Raw genomic sequence first — 15,986 nt, forward strand, 5'->3', positions numbered from 1 at the left:
GGTGAGATCACTCCCTCCCCACTTGTGGGGAGGGTTGGGGTGGGGATTGCCCGGCCCTGGGGGCGCTCGGTAGGCGCCGCGCTGTTTCCCGCGGGAAAAGAAGAGTCAGTGCGACTGCAGAAACTGATCAAGCGCCGCGGCTGCGCCAAGCAGTGCAGGCCAGGGGCTGTGGATCACCCAGACAGGAATATCGCGCAGATACGGCGAGGTGCGCCCTTTGTCTTCGAAGCGCTGGCGGAACGGGCAATGCCGAAAGAAGTCGCCCAGCCGCGGCACAATGCCGCCGCCGATATACACCCCGCCGCGCGCCCCCAGGGTAATGGCCAGATCGGCCGCCACCGTGCCCAGCAAGGTGCAGAACAGCGTCACTGCGTCGTGGCATAGCGCGTCGCTGCCGTCCAGGGCCAGGCGGGTGATTTCGGCGGCGCTGCGCTCGGGCGGCGTCTGCCCGGCGATCTGTCCGAGCGCCTGATGCAAAAACGCCATCCCGGCGCCGCTCAGCAGACGCTCGGCCGAAACATGGCCGAAGCGCGCATGCGCCAGACGCCAGATGGCCACCTCGCGCTCATCAAAAGGGGCGAAGCTCACATGCCCGCCCTCGCCCGCCAGCGGCTTCCAGCCCCCTTGTCCGTCGGGAATCAAGCCCGACACGCCCAGGCCGGTGCCCGCGCCCAGCAGCGCCAGCGGCGCGCCGGGCACGGCGCTGCCGCCGCCCACCTGAACGAGCTCGGCCGCGGGCAACTCGGGCAGGGCGCGCGCGAGCACGGCGAAATCGTTGAGCACCAGAAAGGTCTCCAGCCCCAGCTCGGCGCGGGTCTGGGCGATGGAAAAGGCCCAGTGATGGTTGGTCATGCGGATCTGGTCGCCATACACCGGGTTGGCGATACCGATGGCGACATGGCGCACGGCGGTCGCGCCCGTGGCGGCGAGATAGGCGAGCAGCGCATCGGCAAAGCGGGCGTAATCCGCCGTGGGCAGCACGCGAATATCGCTGAGCCCTTGCGCGGTGTGCAGGGCGAATCGGGCATTGGTGCCGCCGATGTCGCCGACCAGGCGGGTGGCAGGAAGGGAGAGATTCGCAGTCATCTTGGGGGTGTACTCTGAGCAGCCTTGCCAGCACGGTAGGCATAGTATGTTGCCTGATGAAGCGGGTTTGAGCCCCTTGATGGCCTGCGGTGTGGAGTATCGCGGCCTATCGTTAAATGACAGTTTGGAGTTGCCATGTCTTCTTTGCATCCCGTATTAGTGGCCGTGACGCAGCGCATCGAGGCGCGTAGCGCGGCGCGGCGCGAGGCTTATCTGGCGCGCGTGCGCGCAGCGCGGGGCAGCAAGGTCGAGCGCGGGCACCTCTCCTGCACCAACCTGGCGCACGCGATGGCGGCCGCCCCGGCGCCGGCCAAGCGGATGCTCAAGGAAATCACCCCGCAGTCCCGGCCCAATCTGGCCATCGTTTCCGCGTACAACGACATGCTCTCGGCGCACCAACCGCTGGGCGCGTTTCCGGCCTGGATCAAGGAGGCCGCGCAGGCGGCGGGCGCCACGGCGCAGTTCGCCGGGGGCGTGCCCGCGATGTGCGACGGCGTGACCCAGGGGCAGGCCGGCATGGAGCTGTCGCTGTTTTCGCGCGACGTCATCGCCATGGCCACGGCGGTGGCGTTGAGCCACCAGATGTTCGACGCCGGGCTCTACCTCGGGGTGTGCGACAAGATCGTGCCCGGCCTGCTGATTGGCGCTCTGGCTTTCGGCCATCTGCCTGGCATATTCGTACCCGGCGGCCCCATGACCAGCGGCATGGGCAACGACGAGAAGGCCCGCATCCGCGCGCTGTATGCCGAAGGCAAGATCGGCCGCGCCGAACTGCTCGAAGCCGAGATGCAGTCGTATCACAGCGCGGGCACCTGCACCTTCTACGGCACCGCCAATTCCAACCAGATGCTCATGGAGATCATGGGCCTGCACCTGCCCGGCTCGGCCTTCGTCAACCCTGGCACGCCGCTGCGCGAAGCGCTCACCCGCGCGGCCGCCACCCGCGCCGTGGCGATTTCTGCCGAAGGCCCGGAGTACACCCCGATTGGCGAACTGGTCGATGCGCGCGTGATCGTCAACGGCCTCGTCGGCCTGCTATGCACCGGCGGCTCGACCAACCACACCATCCACCTCGTGGCCATTGCCCGGGCGGCGGGCATCGACATCAACTGGACCGACTTCGACGATCTCTCCAAGGCCGTGCCCACGCTCACCAAGCTCTACCCCAACGGCCGAGCCGACGTCAATCAGTTCCACGCGGCCGGGGGCATGGGCTTTGTCATTCGCGAACTGCTCGCCGCCGGTCTGCTGCACCCCGATGTGCAGACCGTGGCCGGGCCCGGCCTGGCGCGCTACGCGCAGGAGCCCGGCTTCGATGGCGGCCAGCTCGTCTGGCGCCCGGTAAACGACGAGACGCTCGACCGCGACATTCTGCGACCCGTCTCCGATCCGTTCGCCCCAGACGGCGGCCTCAAACTCATGACGGGCAATCTGGGGCGTGCCGTCATCAAGGTTTCGGCGGTCAAACCCGAATACCGCGTGATCACCGCGCCCGCCCTCATCTTTGACGACCAGGACGACCTGCTCGCCGCCTTCAAGCGCGGCGAGCTCGAGCGCGACTTCGTCGCCGTCATCCGCTTTCAGGGTCCGGCGGCCAACGGCATGCCCGAACTGCACAAGCTCATGCCCACGCTGGGCGTGTTGCAGGAGCGCGGTTTCAAGGTGGCGCTGGTGACCGACGGGCGCATGTCGGGCGCCTCCGGCAAAGTGCCCTCGGCCATTCACGTCACGCCCGAGGCGGCGCACGGCGGGCCGATCGCCAAGGTACGCGAAGGCGATCTCATCACCCTGAACGCCCACACCGGAGAAGTCAACGCCGAAGTGCCCCCCGAAGTCTGGGCCGCGCGCCAGGCGCAGAGCGTCGACCTCAGTCGACGCCAATACGGCGTGGGCCGCGAGCTGTTCGCCGCCTTCCGCCACCATGTGGACGGTGCCGAGCAGGGGGCGACCAGCTTTCAGCATCCCGACTGGGCCAAGCCTGAGCCCGCCTTGTCCGCTGTGCCCGTCGCAGCAGGAGCCACGCGATGACCGCCGAAGAACTGCTGCGCGCCGGGCCGGTGATGCCCGTGCTGGTGATCCGCGATGCCGGGCTGGCTGTCGATCTGGCCACGGCGCTGGTGGCCGGCGGCATTCGCACCCTGGAGGTGACGCTGCGCACCCCGGCCGCGCTGGACGCCATCCGTCAGATTCACGACCGCGTGCCCGGTGCGCTGGTGGGCGCGGGCACCGTGCTGAGCCCGAGCGACTGGCAGCGCGCGCAAGACGCAGGCGCGATGTTCGGCATCAGCCCCGGGCTGACGCCCGCGCTGCTGGCGGCTACTCGCCCAAGCAGCTTGCCCTTCGTGCCCGGCGTGGCCACCGCTAGCGAAGCCATGACGGCGCTGGACGCGGGTTTCACCGTGATGAAACTGTTTCCGGCCGAAGCCGTGGGCGGTCAGGCGCTGCTCAAGTCCTTGCATGGGCCGCTGCCGCAATTGCTGTTCTGCCCCACTGGGGGCATTCATCCGGGCAACGCCGCGGCCTATCTGGCGCTGCCCAACGTAGGCTGCGTGGGCGGCTCCTGGCTGGCGCCCGAAGCGGCCTTGGCCGCGCACGACTGGGCCGCCATCACCGCCCTAGCGCGTGAGGCGGCGGCGTTGCGACGCTAAGGGGCCGACAGCTCGCTGGGTCAGTTCGGCTGCTGCGGCTCTGCTGTGCGGGGTTCATCCAGACGTTCGAACCACAAGACGGCGCCTGCCAGCAGCAGCACGAAAAAAGCGGTGCCGAAAATCCAGGCGAAATACCACGAGGCGTTACTGCCCACGAGGATGCCGATGCCGATCACAACGGCACCGATGACCAGGAACAGCGCGAGAGAGAGTAGTTTTTTCATGGCTGTCATCCATAAAAACCAAAGGTTTCAGCAAAACCGAAGGTTGCAATAAAAAGGGCCAGGTTGCCCTGGCCCTGGAGCAGGCTCTGCCGCGAAGCGAGAGCCTTCGGTGCGGCGTGACTCAGTGGCCGCCGCGTGGAGCGCCGCCGTTGCGGCGGTCATCTTCCTGGGCGTCGAAAAAGGCGCCCGAGGCGGCAGAAACCAGCACGATCATCGCGGTGCCCACGATCCAGGCGAAGTACCAGGAGGCATAGTCGCCGATGATCACGCCGATGACAATCGCAATCAGCGCGATGGTCATGAAGAGCACGAAATAAAGAAGGTTTTTCATGATGAGATCCTTGCTCAATAGGCGTGGGGGTCGGCTTCGACTTCCTTCGGATCGACCCTGCCGCGCATGACGTAGAACGCCCAGCTGGTATACCAGAAGATGATGGGCACGAACACCACGGTCCAGCCGGTCATCCACAGCAGCGTGGTTTCACTGGAGATGGAATTCCACAGGGTCAGGCTTTGCGAGGGGTTGGAGCTCGACGGCATGAGGAAGGGGAACATGGCCACGCCGATGGTGCCGACCACGCCGATCCACGATACCGCGCCCAGCCACCAAGCCAGGGTGTGCTTGTTGCCGCGCACGCTCGTCCAGCCGAAGAACAGACCGGCAAAACCGAGCAAGGGCACGGCCCAGAGGACGGGATAGCTCTTGTAGTTGGAGAGCCAGCCACCGGGCACCAGTTCGACGGTTTGCTGCAGCGGAGTTTGCGGCACGCCGGCTCCGGGGAAGCTCACGATCTTGTAGCCGTTGACCATGCTGACCCACACGCCGAGCACTGCGAACAGCACGATGGCAGCCAGCGCGGCATAGCCCGCTGCAGTGCGGGCACGGCCCGCGACGGGTTCGGGCGCGCGGCCCATCATCATCACGCCACCCATATAGACCGACAGCGACAGCGACAGCAGGCCGGCCAGCACCGAGAACGGGTTGAACAGGGTGATGAAGCTGCCGGTATAGACCGAGCGCATATCCCACTGAAAGTGGAAGGGCACGCCCATGAGCATATTGCCCATGGCGGCGCCGAAAATGATCATCGGCAGCGTGCCGCTGAGCAGCAGCGTCCAGTCCCAGGCATTGCGCCAGGCCGGCGAGGCGATTTTGCTGCGGTATTCAAACCCCAGCGGGCGCACGATCATGCTCCACAGCAGCAGCAGAATGACCACATACAGACCGGAGAACGAAGTGGCGTAGATCAGCGGGTAGGCCGCGAAGATCGCGCCGCCGCCGAGAATGAACCACACCTGATTGCCGTCCCAGTGGGGGCCGATGGCATTGAGCATGGAGCGGCGCTCGGTATCGGTCTTGCCGATGAAGCGCAGCAGCGTGCCCACGCCCATGTCCATGCCGACCATGGTGCCCAGCCCGACGAACAGCACGCCGAGCAGAACCCACCACAAGACTTGAAGGATGAGATACAAGTCCATGACTATTACTCCTTATGGGCGCTCATCGGAGCGGCCGGGTTGGGGGCGAAACCACCGCCGAACGACGGCTGGGGTTTGCGGCCTTGGGGAATGGTCGGAGTGGACGGCGTGCCGTGCTCTTCCGGCCCTTGCTTGATCGCGCGCACCATCAGATACATCTCGACGGCGATGAAGATGGAGTAGAGCGACACAAAGCCCACCAGCGAGAAGATCATGTAGCCCACGCTATGGCTGGATGCAGACATCCAGGTAGGCAGCATGCCGAACACGGTCCAGGGTTGACGGCCCACTTCAGCAGTGAGCCAGCCCATTTCGCAAGCGAGGAAAGGCACGGGAATCATCCACGGGGCGAATTTGAGGAACCAGCGGTTCTTCGGCTGCTCCAGCTTGCCGCTGATGGTGAGCATGGCGGCGTAAACGAAGTAGGCCAACATCAGCAGGCCCATGCCGACCATGAGACGGAAGGTCCAGAAAATCACCGAGACTTCGGGGATGGTGTCCTTGGCGGCCTTGGCGATGTCCGCGTCCGTTGCCTTGGAGACATCTTGTTCAGGCGAGTAGCGCTGCGCGAGGAAACCGAAACCCAGGTCTTTTTCGTGCGCCTTGAACTGCGCCATGGCAGCGGCATCGTTGGGGTTCTTGCTCAGCAGCTTGAGCGCTTCCACCGCCGGAATGCCGTTCTTGATGCGCTGCCTCGCGTCCGCCTCGATCTGGTCAACACCCGGCACGACCTTGGTGAGGGTGTGGGTCAGCAGCGGCGTCAGCACATACGGCACCTGGATAGACCAGACGTTCTTTTGCTCGCTCTGCGACGGCCAAGCCACCACATTGAACGGAGCAGGCGCAGCCTCGGTTTGCCACATGGCTTCCATGGCGGCGAGCTTGGACGGCTGCGCATGCGCGCCGACGAAACCCAGCGCGTCACCCAGGGTGATAACCCCGGCAGTGGACAGCACGCCGAACAGCGCGGCCATGCGGAAGGAGCGGCGAGCCAGTTCCATATGGCGGTTGCGCACCATATACCAGGCGCTCACCCCGGCAACGAACACCGCAGCGGTGACGTAACCGGCGATGCTGGTATGCACGAACTTGGCCTGCGCGTCCGGGCTGAAAATCAGCGCGCCGAAGTTGGTGAGTTCCATGCGCATGGTCACCGGGTTGAACGCGGCGCCTTGCGGGTCTTGCATGAAGCCGTTGGCCACCAGAATCCACAAGGCCGACAGGTTGGAGCCGATGGCCACCAGATAGGTCACCAGCAGATGCTGACCTTTGGTCAGGCGCTTCCAGCCGAAGATCATCATGCCGATCATGGTGGATTCCATGAAGAAGGCCATCAGTCCTTCAATGGCCAGCGGCGCACCGAAGATGTCGCCGACGAAACTGGAATAAAACGACCAGTTGGTGCCGAACTCGAACTCCATGGTCAGGCCGGTGGCCACGCCCAGGGCGAAGTTGATAAGAAACAGCTTGCCCCAGAACTGGGTCATGTCGCGGTAGATCGTTTTGCCGGTGGTGACGTAAACCGTCTCCATGGCGGCGATCATGAAGCTGATGCCCAGGGTGAGGGGGACGAAAAGGAAGTGGTATAGCGCGGTGGAGGCAAATTGCCACCGCGATAAGTCCACGACGAGGGTGTCGATCATTTTGGCGCTCCTGTTGTGTCGATCCGTGGGTCTTGCGCAGCATGGCGCGGCTGATTGACACCCACGCGGCGAAGAACACGGAGCAAGGATAGGCGCCCACGTATCTCGTTTTTTTGATTTGGAGCAATGTCCGGGAATTCCCTAGGCTTGGCAGTGGCCCTTACGCTGCATTGTTCTGCGACAAAACGTCGCAGTCTGCTCGTCTGCGTTGATTTTTCATGTGGGTGGAAGCTTTTTCTGCGGTTTTGCTGCGCCCACGCGACGCGGGCGAGCTGCAGACGACCCATTCCAGAAAAGGACATTTGCATGGCATTCGACCGTCAGCGTCGGCACAATGCATCTGAGAGACGGCGCAACGACGTTTCCCCTGCAAGGAGCCCCCATGATTTACAAATTTCAATCCAAGGCCGACAGTGATTTGTTCATGAACGTCGGCCCGGCCGAACGCATTCTGTCCATCATCGGCAAGTCGGCGGGCGCGCAAGGCATCATCGAGCCGTCCGAAATGCCAGCGGCCATTGCCGCCCTTGAAGCGGCCGTGGACGCAGAAGAACAGGCGCGCAACGCGGCGATGGAGTCGGCCGCTGCGGACGGGCAGGTGGTCTCGGCGGCGCAACCCATCGGCCTGAAGCAGCGGTCCTGGCCGTTCATCCAGATGCTCAAGCGTTGCCAGGAAGCGCAGACGCCGGTTGTCTGGGGCGTGTGAATGCAGGACCCTGAGCACACGCATGCGGCGCACGATCACGCGCCTCATCGCGATCGCGCACACGCACACGCCGCAGGGCATCACGGCCACGACCATGCCCGAGGCGCCAGCGCACACCGACTGCGGTGGGCATTGGCCGTGCTGCTGATTTTCACCGTCATCGAGGCGGTCGGCGGCTGGTGGGTGAACTCGCTGGCGCTGCTGTCCGACGCGGTGCATATGGCGGCGGACAGCGCCGCGCTGCTGCTGGCGCTCGTAGCCATCCGCCTCAGCGCCCGTCCGCCGAGTGCGCGACTGACCTATGGCAACGGACGCTGGCAGACGCTGGCGGCCTTCGTCAATGGGCTGGTGCTGCTGCTGTTGACCGTGGGGCTGATCGTCGAGGCCCTGCAGCGTCTGTGGCGGCCCGAGGCGGTGGAGGGCGGCTGGATGCTGGTCATCGCCGCGCTGGGCGGCCTGGCCAATCTGGGGGCGCTATTTGCCCTGACGGGCGGCGAGTCGCTGAATGAACGTGGGGCGCGGCTGCATGTGCTGTCCGACTTGCTGGGTTCGGCGGCGGCCATGCTGGCGGCGGGGCTGATTCTGGGGTTCAACTGGACGGTGGCCGACCCGCTGTTGTCACTGCTGGTGTCGGCGCTCATCCTGCGCTCGGGCTGGCATCTCACCCGCGATAGCGCGCACGTGCTGCTCGAAGGTGCGCCTGCGAGTCTGAGCGCAAGCGAAGTGCGTGAGGCCTTGGCCGACGTGCCGGGGGTGGCGGGAGCCCACCATGTGCATGTCTGGTCACTCGATGGCGCAGAGCCGGTGGTGACTTTGCATGTGCGCCTGGCGGCCCAGGCCGAATCGGAGGCGACCTTGCGCGCAGTGCATCATCGCCTGCATGACGCGCTGGGCATCGAGCATGCCACGGTGCAGATCGAGGCTGGTGCCTGCATCGGCCCCGGTCAGTCCCATTGTCACCTGGGCTGACGATCTGGCAGGGTCGGCGCAGCGAATGGCGCAAACAGCCGCCGAACCATGCGGCGCAGACCGAGCCCCTGTTGCGCCCAGAAGCCGTCGCCGTAATCCTCGCCCTGGCCGTCTGGCGCGGCAAGCTGGGCACGAACGCCGGTGGGCTGCAGCGGTGTGGTGAAGTCGGCCGAACGGAACAGCACGTCCCACCACGGCAGCAGCACGCCGAAATTGCAGCCATACAGCCGCGCATTGTTCTGGTGGCCGAGCTCGTGGCCGAAGCCCACCGCGTGATGCAGGCGGTGAAATCGCGGGCTCACCAGCAGCCGCTCGCCCAGCCAGCCGAAAGACAGCCGGATGTTGGCATGTTGCAGACTTTGCAGCGCGCCCGACACCAGCGACAGCGCGACAAACTGGTTGGGCGGCACGCCGATCAACAGCGCCAGCGCTGCGAAAAATGCCGCCATCAGCACGTCGTCGAGCACATGGTTGCGATCGTCCGACCATAGGCTGAGCTGACGCTGGCTGTGGTGCACCGCGTGCAGTTCCCACCACCACTGGATCTGATGCTGGGCGCGGTGATACCAGTAACCAGCAAAGTCGAGCACGATCAGGTAGATCAGGAAGCTGATCAGCGGCCGGTCGGTGATGCCGGGCCACAGCGCGTCGAGGTTGAGGTTGTCCACCCCGCGCAGACGGAACCATTCCTGCAGGCTGTCAAACGCGGGTTGCAGGGTGAAAAACAACACCAAATTGATCAGCCCAAGGCGGTTGATGAAGGTGTAGAGCACATCCACCCGCACCGCGCGGCGGTTGGGCCAGACTTCAAGCGGCCGCAGCGCTTCGAGCGGACGCAACACGGCATACACCACCCCGATCTGCAGCAGCCCGGCGAGAAACCACAGCACGCCGTCATAGGCGAAATCGTCATCCACCATGAGGTGAAAGTGGTAGAGCACCGGCTGCACCAGGGTGACGAACACCCAGGTCTGCGCCTCGCCGATGAGCAGGCTGGTGGCGTGGCTGATCCAGTCGAGCGGATTGAGCATGGCGGTGGCTGAAGGAGATCGGCGGGAGCTCAGCGCGTGGCAGCGATGGTCGGGGTCGGTTTCAGCTGCATTGATGCAGCCTGCTGGCGCGCCAGCGTAGACAGCGGCGGCAGGTTGTCGTAGAACGGCGCGCGGTTGTAGAAGTAGATGCCGTGCGGCGACTTGCCCACCGGAATCACATCCACCAGCTTGCGCGTGTCCATGTCGATCACCCCCACCGAGCGGGCGAAGCGGAAGGTCACCCACAGCCAGCGGCGATCGGCGGACAGCTCCATATCGTCCGGCCCCGGGCGCAGGCCGGTGATGTCGCCCACCTTGGTGAGGGTGTCCATGTCGAGAATGCTGATGGTGTCGGACACACGGTTGCTCACCAGCACATGCCGCCCGTCGGCCATCGAGCGGAAGTTGTGCGCCGCCTTGCCGGTGACGATGCGCTTGAACACCGTGCGGGTACGCGGGTCGACGGCCACCACCGCATCGCTGCCGGTCAGCGCGACCAACAGGGTTTTGTCCCCCGGCGTCAGCCACAGCCCGGCCGGGGTTTCGCCGACTTTGAGCGTCCACATCACGGTTTGCGTGGGCAGGTCGATGGCGGCCACCGAATTGGTTTCCTGCAGGCTGATGTACACCGTCTTGCTGTCGGCGGTGAATGCCATGTGGCTGGGCAGCGACTTGAGGGGAATACGCTTGGCGAGCAGGAACTTGCCCTGGTCGTAGCTGTAGATGTCCACCCGGTTCAGGCGCAGGCAGTTCACCACGAACCAGCGGTGATCGGGCGAAAAACCGATCTGGTAGGGGTCGGGAATATTGGGCACGTTACCGATGGGCTTGCCCGTCTGCGGGTTGAGCAACATGAGGTCGCCGCTTACCGCGTTGGCGACGATCAGGTCTTGATTGTTCGGCGTGGCCATCAGGTGATGCGGCTCCTTGCCGGTGGCAAAGCTGCCGATGGGCTGACGGGTGTCCTGGTTGATCAGGGTGATGCGGGCGTCGCCCGAATCGAGCACCACCACCACATCGTCCTTGGCCTGCGCCAATCCGGTCTGTGCCAACAGGACCGAGAAAACAAACAGGAATTTACGCATGGGATCACCAAGGAAGCACTCAGGAAGGCGCGTTGCAGCCCCGAATACGGGTCATCAGGACGCGCTGCGGCCGCAACTGTAACGCGCGCGCAGGCCGAGCTGTTGACCAGAAACAGTCTGCAATCAATCCGCATTAAAAATTTGCATTCCCCGCACCCCATGGGTTGTCCCCCATTGGGGGCTGATGCTCGTTAAAGTGCAAAGCCTGTGGTGGGCATGGTTGTGGGCGTGTGGCGGAACTTGGTCAGGCGGCCGCGTTCCAAACAGAAAAGAGTTGATATGCATCCCTTATCCCGAATCAAGATGGTTTTGTTGGCCGCCGCGGCGGTCGGGGCTTTGCTCGTGCCGGGCCTGGCTCAGGCGCGCGTGCATTGGAGTATCGGTATTGGCGTGCCGGCTTACTACGGCTGGGGACCGGGTTGGGGTTCTGGCTGGGACGGCGGTTGGTACGAGCCCGGTTGGTATGGGCCTTTCCCGGGCTATGGCGGCTGGTCCGCCTGGAGCCCTCCGGTCGTGGTGGAGCGGCAGCCGGTGGTGGTGCAGTCGCTGCCGCCCGGCCCGGCGCCCCAGTCGTTCTGGTACTACTGCCAGAACCCGGCGGGCTACTACCCCTATGTCTCGGTCTGCCCGGGCGGATGGACGTCGGTGCCTGCCTCGCCGCCTCCGCCACCTCCGGCGCCTGCCAAGTGATTCACGCTTTCCACTTTTTATAACGATCTATCGAGGAAGCATCATGCGAATTTATCGAAACCTTCGGTTTTCCCGTCCCCTGTTTCTTCTTCCTGCCGCTTTGGGCGCCCTCGTGCTGGGGGGCTGTGCCACCCCGCCGCTCGGGCCCACGATTGCGGTCATGCCGGCGCCGGGTATGCCTTTTGAGCAGTTTCAGGCAATCGATGCGAGCTGCCGCCAGTTTGCGCAGCAGCAGGCCGCGCCCTACCAAGGCGGCGCGAGCAATTCCGGCGTGACCTCGGCGGCCCTTGCCACCGGCATCGGGGCCGCAGCCGGGGCGCTGATCGGCGGCAACAGCCAGGGGGCCGGTGTGGGCGCGGGCCTCGGCCTGCTCGCGGGCAGCGCGGGCGGTGCGGGGTCTTATGGCGACACGCAGGGCAGTGCGCAGCGCGCTTACAACATTGCGTATCAGCAGTGCATGTACTCAAGAGGTGCGCAGGTGCCGGGTTATGCCGCGCCGCGCTATGTGGCGCCGCCTCCGCCCCCGGCCTATCCCGCGCAGCCGTCTTACCAGCCGGCGCCGCAACAGCCGAGCTATCAGCCGCAGCCGGCCTATCCACCGACCTATCCTCCGGCGCAATGAGGGCGCGCCGCGCAGATCGTTACGTCGGGTCACAACTGCTCACAGGATGGCGGGTGTTTTAGCGGATGCGGCGGCTATCATGCCCCGCGACTATGAGTACCTCTGCTGACTCCGCCCCTGCGGGTTCTCCCAAGCCGCCTGCAGGCCGCGACAAGCGCCCCAAGCGCGCTGTGCGTTCCCGGCCACTCTGGCTCAAATTTTTGCTCGGCGCCGTGCTGCTGGGCGTGGCCGGAGTATTGGCGCTGGTGTTTGCCGTGGTCATGCTCTATCCGCGTTTGCCCGCGCTGAGCGAACTCACCGATTACCGCCCGGACCTGCCGCTGCGGGTGTATTCGGCCGAGGGCACGCTGATCGGCGAGTTTGGCGTGCAGCGCCGCACCGTGGTGCCGTTCGAGCAGATTCCGCTACAGGTGCGCGAGGCCTTTCTCGCCGCCGAAGACTCGCAGTTTTACGAGCATGGCGCGGTGGACTGGACGGGCGTGTTTCGCGCCGCCCTGGCCGACCTGATGCACGGGGCGGCCGTGCAGGGCGCGTCCACCATCACCATGCAGGTGGCGCGCGACTTCTATCTCAGCCCGCAAAAAACGCCGCTGCGCAAGTTCACCGAAGCGCTGATGGCCTACAAAATCGAGCATGAGCTGAGCAAGAATCAGATTCTGGAGCGCTATCTGAATCAGGTCTATCTCGGCCAGCGCGCCTACGGCGTGGCGGCGGCGGCGCAGGTTTATTTCGGCAAGCCGCTCGACCAGCTCACGCTGGCGCAGGCGGCCGTGCTCGCGGGCTTGCCCAAGGCGCCTTCGGCCTTCAACCCGCAGACCAATATCAAGGCCGCGCTCATTCGCCAGCATTATGTGCTCGGCCGCATGAAGGCGCTGGGCGACATCACCCAGGCGGAGTATGACGACGCCATGCAGGCGCCTCTGAATGTGGTGGCCGGGCAAGGTCTGCTGCGCTACAAGGTGGACGCCGATTACGCCGCCGAGCAGGTGCGCGAGATCATGGTGGCGCGGTTCGGCGAATCGGCCTATACCGACGGCTATAAGGTCTACACCACCCTGCATGACCGTGACCAGAAGGCGGGGGTGGACGCGGTACGCGCCGGGGTGCTGGCCTACGACCAGCGCCACGGCTGGCGCGGACCGCAGGCGCGCATCGATCTGCCCGCGCACGATGCCGATGCGCTCGGCGTGGCGGTCAAGGCGCTCAAACCCTACGACGCGGCCGGCAGCCTGCATCCGGCCGTGGTGCTGCACGCCAGCCCCAAGTTGGTCGAGGCCGTGCTCGAATCGGGCAACACGGTGGAACTCAGCGGCGATGCATTGCGCTTCGCCGCTGCGGGCCTGTCACCCAAAGCCACTGACAAATTGCGCATCGATCGTGGCGCCGTGGTCTGGCTGCAGAAGCTGGCCAAGGGCTGGCGCATCGCGCAGATGCCCGATGTGCAGTCGGCGCTGGTGTCGGTCGATCCGCATGACGGCGCGGTGCGCGCCTGGGTGGGCGGCTTCGACTACAACCACGAGAAGTTCGACCATGTGAATCAGGCCTTCCGCCAGCCCGGTTCGAGCTTCAAGCCCTTCATCTATTCCGCCGCGGTGGACGAGGGCCTGGCGCCCACGACCGTCATCGACGATTCGCCCATCACCATTTCGCAAGGCCCGGGGCTGCCGCCGTGGACGCCGCACAACTACGACAACGAGCAGCTCGGCGCCATTCCCGCCACCCTGGCGCTGGCGCATTCCGACAACGTCTGCGCGGTCAAGGTGCTGCTGGCCGTGGGCATTCCCTACGCCCGCCAGTTCGCCTCGCGCTTCGGCCTGCCGCTCGACCAGATTCCGCCCTATCCCACCATGGTGCTGGGCGCGGGCAGCTTCACGCCCCTGCAGATGGCCACGGCCTATGCGGTGTTCGCCAATGGCGGCTCGCTGGTGCAGCCCTATCTCATCAAACGCATCGTCGATGCTCACGGCGCCGAGGTCTATGTCCACAAGCCGGAAATCGCGGGTCAGAACGCGCCGCGCATCATCAGCGCGGCCAATGCCTTCCTCACCACGCAGATGATGCAGGCGGTGATTCAGCACGGCACGGGCGCGGCGGCGCTGTCGCTAGGCTGCATCGATCTGGCGGGCAAGACCGGCACCTCGCAGAATTTTCACGACGCCTGGTTCGACGGCTTCAACCCCGATCTGGTCGCCATCACCTGGATGGGCTACAACAACCAGCGCGACCTGTACCGCGGCGAGCAGGGCGCCAAGGCCGCGCTGCCGATCTGGATGGACTACATGCGCGTCGCGCTGCAGGGCAAGCCCGACGTACCCTGGCCGGTGCCGTCTGGAGTGATCATGTCGCAGGTCAACCCGGCCACCGGCTTTGCCTCCAATGGCCCAGGCGCGGTGAGCGGCTACTTTCTGCAGAATTTCCCGCCGCTGGCCATCGACGCCCAGATGCCGCTGTCAGCGCCTTCTTCGGCGCCGCTGGCGGCAGGTGGCATCAGCACCGGCAGCGGCGGCATGCTGGTCGGACCCGGCGGCGTGCCGGTGGGCACTTCCACCGTCAGCGTGCGCGGTCAGGGGCCGGGCACGCACCCGGCAGCGGTGGCCCAGCCCGTGGCGCCCCCGCCGTCTCTGCAGCCGGGGGCCATCCTGCCATCGCTGGGCGGCAATCCCTGAGGAGAGCGCCACCATGCCTGCTGCTGCGCGTTGCGTAGCGGCGGGTTTCTACAATGGCGCCTTCTTTAAGGCCGATTCCATGCGCACCTTTCAAGACCTCATACTCACCCTGCAAACCTATTGGGCCCGGCAGGGCTGTGCCGTTCTTCAGCCCTACGACATGGAAGTGGGCGCCGGCACCAGCCACACCGCCACCTTTCTGCGCGCCCTCGGCCCCGAGCCTTGGAAGGCCGCCTATGTGCAGCCCAGCCGTCGCCCGAAAGATGGCCGCTACGGCGACAACCCCAACCGACTGCAGCATTACTACCAGTTTCAGGTGGTGCTCAAACCCGCGCCCGACAACATCCTCGATCTTTATCTCGGCAGTCTGCAGGCGCTGGGCTTCGACCTGAAGACCAACGATATCCGCTTCGTTGAAGACGACTGGGAGAACCCCACGCTGGGCGCCTGGGGGCTGGGCTGGGAGGTCTGGCTCAACGGCATGGAAGTCACCCAGTTCACCTATTTCCAGCAGGTCGGCGGCATCGACTGCAAGCCGCTGACCGGCGAAATCACCTACGGCCTGGAGCGTCTGGCCATGTATTTGCAGGGCGTGCAGAGCGTGTACGACCTCGTCTGGACCGAAACCGAGGTCGCCGGTGAAGCGGCTGCCCCCACGCCCGCGCGAGCGGGCTCTGCCCCCCCAGGGGGCGCGAGCGCCTTGGGGCGGCCCGGCGGCGCTCCTACCCTTCTCAAATACGGCGACGTGTTCCACCAGAACGAAGTCGAGCAGAGCGCCTACAACTTCGAGCACAGCGATGTGGACTTTTTGCTGACCGCCTTTGCCGCGCATGAAAAGCAGGCCAAGGCGCTGATGGCCGCGCAACTGGCGCTGCCCGCTTACGAACAGGTGCTCAAAGCGGCGCACAGCTTCAATCTGCTCGACGCCCGCGGCGCGATTTCCGTCACCGAACGCGCCGCCTACATCGGCCGCATTCGCAACCTGGCGCGCGGCGTGGCGCAGGAATACCTCGACAGTCGCGCTCGTCTGGGTTTCCCGCTGGCGCCCCGCGCCTGGGCAGACGAAGTCTCTGCCCAGCTCGCCCAGAAGAAAGCCGCCTGACGTCTGCCGCACGCCGTGCCCGCGCTGCTGTCGCG

The 15,986-nt window shown here is 65.3% G+C and carries 15 protein-coding genes; 8 read left to right on the top strand and 7 right to left on the bottom strand.

Annotation, left to right across the window (positions count from 1 at the left end; translation table 11 throughout):
- Positions 1-105: 105 nt before the first annotated feature.
- Positions 106-1,086, bottom strand: a complete 981-nt coding sequence (locus tag ABT24_RS11290) for a glucokinase (RefSeq protein WP_276732197.1) — start codon at positions 1,084-1,086, stop codon at positions 106-108.
- 135 nt (positions 1,087-1,221) lie between these two features.
- Here ABT24_RS11290 and edd point away from each other — a divergent pair, with 135 nt between their 5' ends.
- Together edd and eda are read left to right on the top strand one after the other, a co-directional pair.
- Positions 1,222-3,114 (top strand): phosphogluconate dehydratase, encoded by a 1,893-nt coding sequence (gene edd / locus ABT24_RS11295; protein ID WP_276732196.1) that lies wholly within the window; start codon positions 1,222-1,224, stop codon positions 3,112-3,114.
- Positions 3,111-3,734 (top strand): bifunctional 4-hydroxy-2-oxoglutarate aldolase/2-dehydro-3-deoxy-phosphogluconate aldolase, encoded by a 624-nt coding sequence (gene eda, locus ABT24_RS11300; protein WP_276732194.1) that lies wholly within the window; start codon positions 3,111-3,113, stop codon positions 3,732-3,734. Before edd ends, eda begins: the two co-directional genes overlap by 4 nt.
- A gap of 20 nt (positions 3,735-3,754) precedes the next feature.
- Here eda and ABT24_RS11305 read toward each other — a convergent pair whose 3' ends face one another.
- The 4 genes from ABT24_RS11305 to ABT24_RS11320 form a co-directional block, all read right to left on the bottom strand.
- Complete coding sequence (locus ABT24_RS11305) at positions 3,755-3,958, bottom strand: hypothetical protein (protein WP_276732192.1); 204 nt, start codon at positions 3,956-3,958, stop codon at positions 3,755-3,757.
- Positions 3,959-4,079: 121 nt separating this feature from the next.
- Complete coding sequence (locus tag ABT24_RS11310) at positions 4,080-4,289, bottom strand: hypothetical protein (protein WP_013121842.1); 210 nt, start codon at positions 4,287-4,289, stop codon at positions 4,080-4,082.
- A 14-nt stretch (positions 4,290-4,303) separates the two neighbouring features.
- A complete protein-coding gene (cydB, locus tag ABT24_RS11315) occupies positions 4,304-5,437 on the bottom strand; it encodes a cytochrome d ubiquinol oxidase subunit II (RefSeq protein ID WP_276732189.1) in 1,134 nt (377 codons plus the stop codon).
- A gap of 5 nt (positions 5,438-5,442) precedes the next feature.
- Positions 5,443-7,080: a cytochrome ubiquinol oxidase subunit I gene (locus ABT24_RS11320; RefSeq protein ID WP_276732187.1), complete on the bottom strand. Its 1,638-nt coding sequence runs from the start codon at positions 7,078-7,080 to the stop codon at positions 5,443-5,445.
- 382 nt (positions 7,081-7,462) lie between these two features.
- On the opposite strand from ABT24_RS11320, the gene ABT24_RS11325 reads away from it, so the two are divergent.
- Together ABT24_RS11325 and ABT24_RS11330 are read left to right on the top strand one after the other, a co-directional pair.
- Positions 7,463-7,786 carry a DUF1840 domain-containing protein gene (locus ABT24_RS11325; RefSeq protein ID WP_013104170.1) on the top strand — a complete coding sequence of 108 codons (324 nt, stop codon included), beginning with the start codon at positions 7,463-7,465 and terminating at the stop codon, positions 7,784-7,786.
- Positions 7,787-8,755, top strand: coding sequence for a cation diffusion facilitator family transporter (locus ABT24_RS11330; RefSeq protein ID WP_286737841.1), 969 nt, complete (start codon positions 7,787-7,789; stop codon positions 8,753-8,755).
- Here ABT24_RS11330 and ABT24_RS11335 read toward each other — a convergent pair.
- Complete coding sequence (locus tag ABT24_RS11335) at positions 8,743-9,786, bottom strand: sterol desaturase family protein (RefSeq protein ID WP_276732183.1); 1,044 nt, start codon at positions 9,784-9,786, stop codon at positions 8,743-8,745. The genes ABT24_RS11330 and ABT24_RS11335 overlap by 13 nt on opposite strands.
- Positions 9,787-9,815: 29 nt before the next feature.
- Positions 9,816-10,871, bottom strand: a complete 1,056-nt coding sequence (locus ABT24_RS11340) for a YncE family protein (RefSeq protein WP_276732181.1) — start codon at positions 10,869-10,871, stop codon at positions 9,816-9,818.
- A gap of 279 nt (positions 10,872-11,150) precedes the next feature.
- On the opposite strand from ABT24_RS11340, the gene ABT24_RS11345 reads away from it, so the two are divergent.
- The 4 genes from ABT24_RS11345 to glyQ all read left to right on the top strand — a co-directional run bounded on the left by ABT24_RS11345 (position 11,151) and on the right by glyQ (position 15,951).
- Complete coding sequence (locus ABT24_RS11345) at positions 11,151-11,561, top strand: hypothetical protein (protein WP_276732178.1); 411 nt, start codon at positions 11,151-11,153, stop codon at positions 11,559-11,561.
- Positions 11,562-11,604: 43 nt separating this feature from the next.
- Positions 11,605-12,183, top strand: coding sequence for a hypothetical protein (locus tag ABT24_RS11350; protein WP_276707595.1), 579 nt, complete (start codon positions 11,605-11,607; stop codon positions 12,181-12,183).
- Between the two features lie 92 nt (positions 12,184-12,275).
- On the top strand, positions 12,276-14,849 hold the full coding sequence (locus ABT24_RS11355) for a penicillin-binding protein 1A (RefSeq protein ID WP_276732176.1): 2,574 nt from the start codon (positions 12,276-12,278) through the stop codon (positions 14,847-14,849).
- Positions 14,850-14,928: 79 nt separating this feature from the next.
- Positions 14,929-15,951 carry a glycine--tRNA ligase subunit alpha gene (glyQ, locus tag ABT24_RS11360; protein ID WP_276732174.1) on the top strand — a complete coding sequence of 341 codons (1,023 nt, stop codon included), beginning with the start codon at positions 14,929-14,931 and terminating at the stop codon, positions 15,949-15,951.
- The last annotated feature ends 35 nt before the right edge of the window (positions 15,952-15,986 follow it).

The organism is Thiomonas sp. SCN 64-16 (assembly GCF_001725585.1).
GTDB lineage: Bacteria > Pseudomonadota > Gammaproteobacteria > Burkholderiales > Burkholderiaceae_C > Thiomonas > Thiomonas arsenitoxydans.

Coding starts and splice junctions, on each gene's coding strand:
- ABT24_RS11290 (WP_276732197.1), bottom strand. CDS start 1,086: ATGACTGCGAATCTCTCCCTTCCTGCCACCCGCCTGGTCGGCGACATC.
- edd (WP_276732196.1), top strand. CDS start 1,222: ATGTCTTCTTTGCATCCCGTATTAGTGGCCGTGACGCAGCGCATCGAG.
- eda (WP_276732194.1), top strand. CDS start 3,111: ATGACCGCCGAAGAACTGCTGCGCGCCGGGCCGGTGATGCCCGTGCTG.
- ABT24_RS11305 (WP_276732192.1), bottom strand. CDS start 3,958: ATGAAAAAACTACTCTCTCTCGCGCTGTTCCTGGTCATCGGTGCCGTT.
- ABT24_RS11310 (WP_013121842.1), bottom strand. CDS start 4,289: ATGAAAAACCTTCTTTATTTCGTGCTCTTCATGACCATCGCGCTGATT.
- cydB (WP_276732189.1), bottom strand. CDS start 5,437: ATGGACTTGTATCTCATCCTTCAAGTCTTGTGGTGGGTTCTGCTCGGC.
- ABT24_RS11320 (WP_276732187.1), bottom strand. CDS start 7,080: ATGATCGACACCCTCGTCGTGGACTTATCGCGGTGGCAATTTGCCTCC.
- ABT24_RS11325 (WP_013104170.1), top strand. CDS start 7,463: ATGATTTACAAATTTCAATCCAAGGCCGACAGTGATTTGTTCATGAAC.
- ABT24_RS11330 (WP_286737841.1), top strand. CDS start 7,787: ATGCAGGACCCTGAGCACACGCATGCGGCGCACGATCACGCGCCTCAT.
- ABT24_RS11335 (WP_276732183.1), bottom strand. CDS start 9,786: ATGCTCAATCCGCTCGACTGGATCAGCCACGCCACCAGCCTGCTCATC.
- ABT24_RS11340 (WP_276732181.1), bottom strand. CDS start 10,871: ATGCGTAAATTCCTGTTTGTTTTCTCGGTCCTGTTGGCACAGACCGGA.
- ABT24_RS11345 (WP_276732178.1), top strand. CDS start 11,151: ATGCATCCCTTATCCCGAATCAAGATGGTTTTGTTGGCCGCCGCGGCG.
- ABT24_RS11350 (WP_276707595.1), top strand. CDS start 11,605: ATGCGAATTTATCGAAACCTTCGGTTTTCCCGTCCCCTGTTTCTTCTT.
- ABT24_RS11355 (WP_276732176.1), top strand. CDS start 12,276: ATGAGTACCTCTGCTGACTCCGCCCCTGCGGGTTCTCCCAAGCCGCCT.
- glyQ (WP_276732174.1), top strand. CDS start 14,929: ATGCGCACCTTTCAAGACCTCATACTCACCCTGCAAACCTATTGGGCC.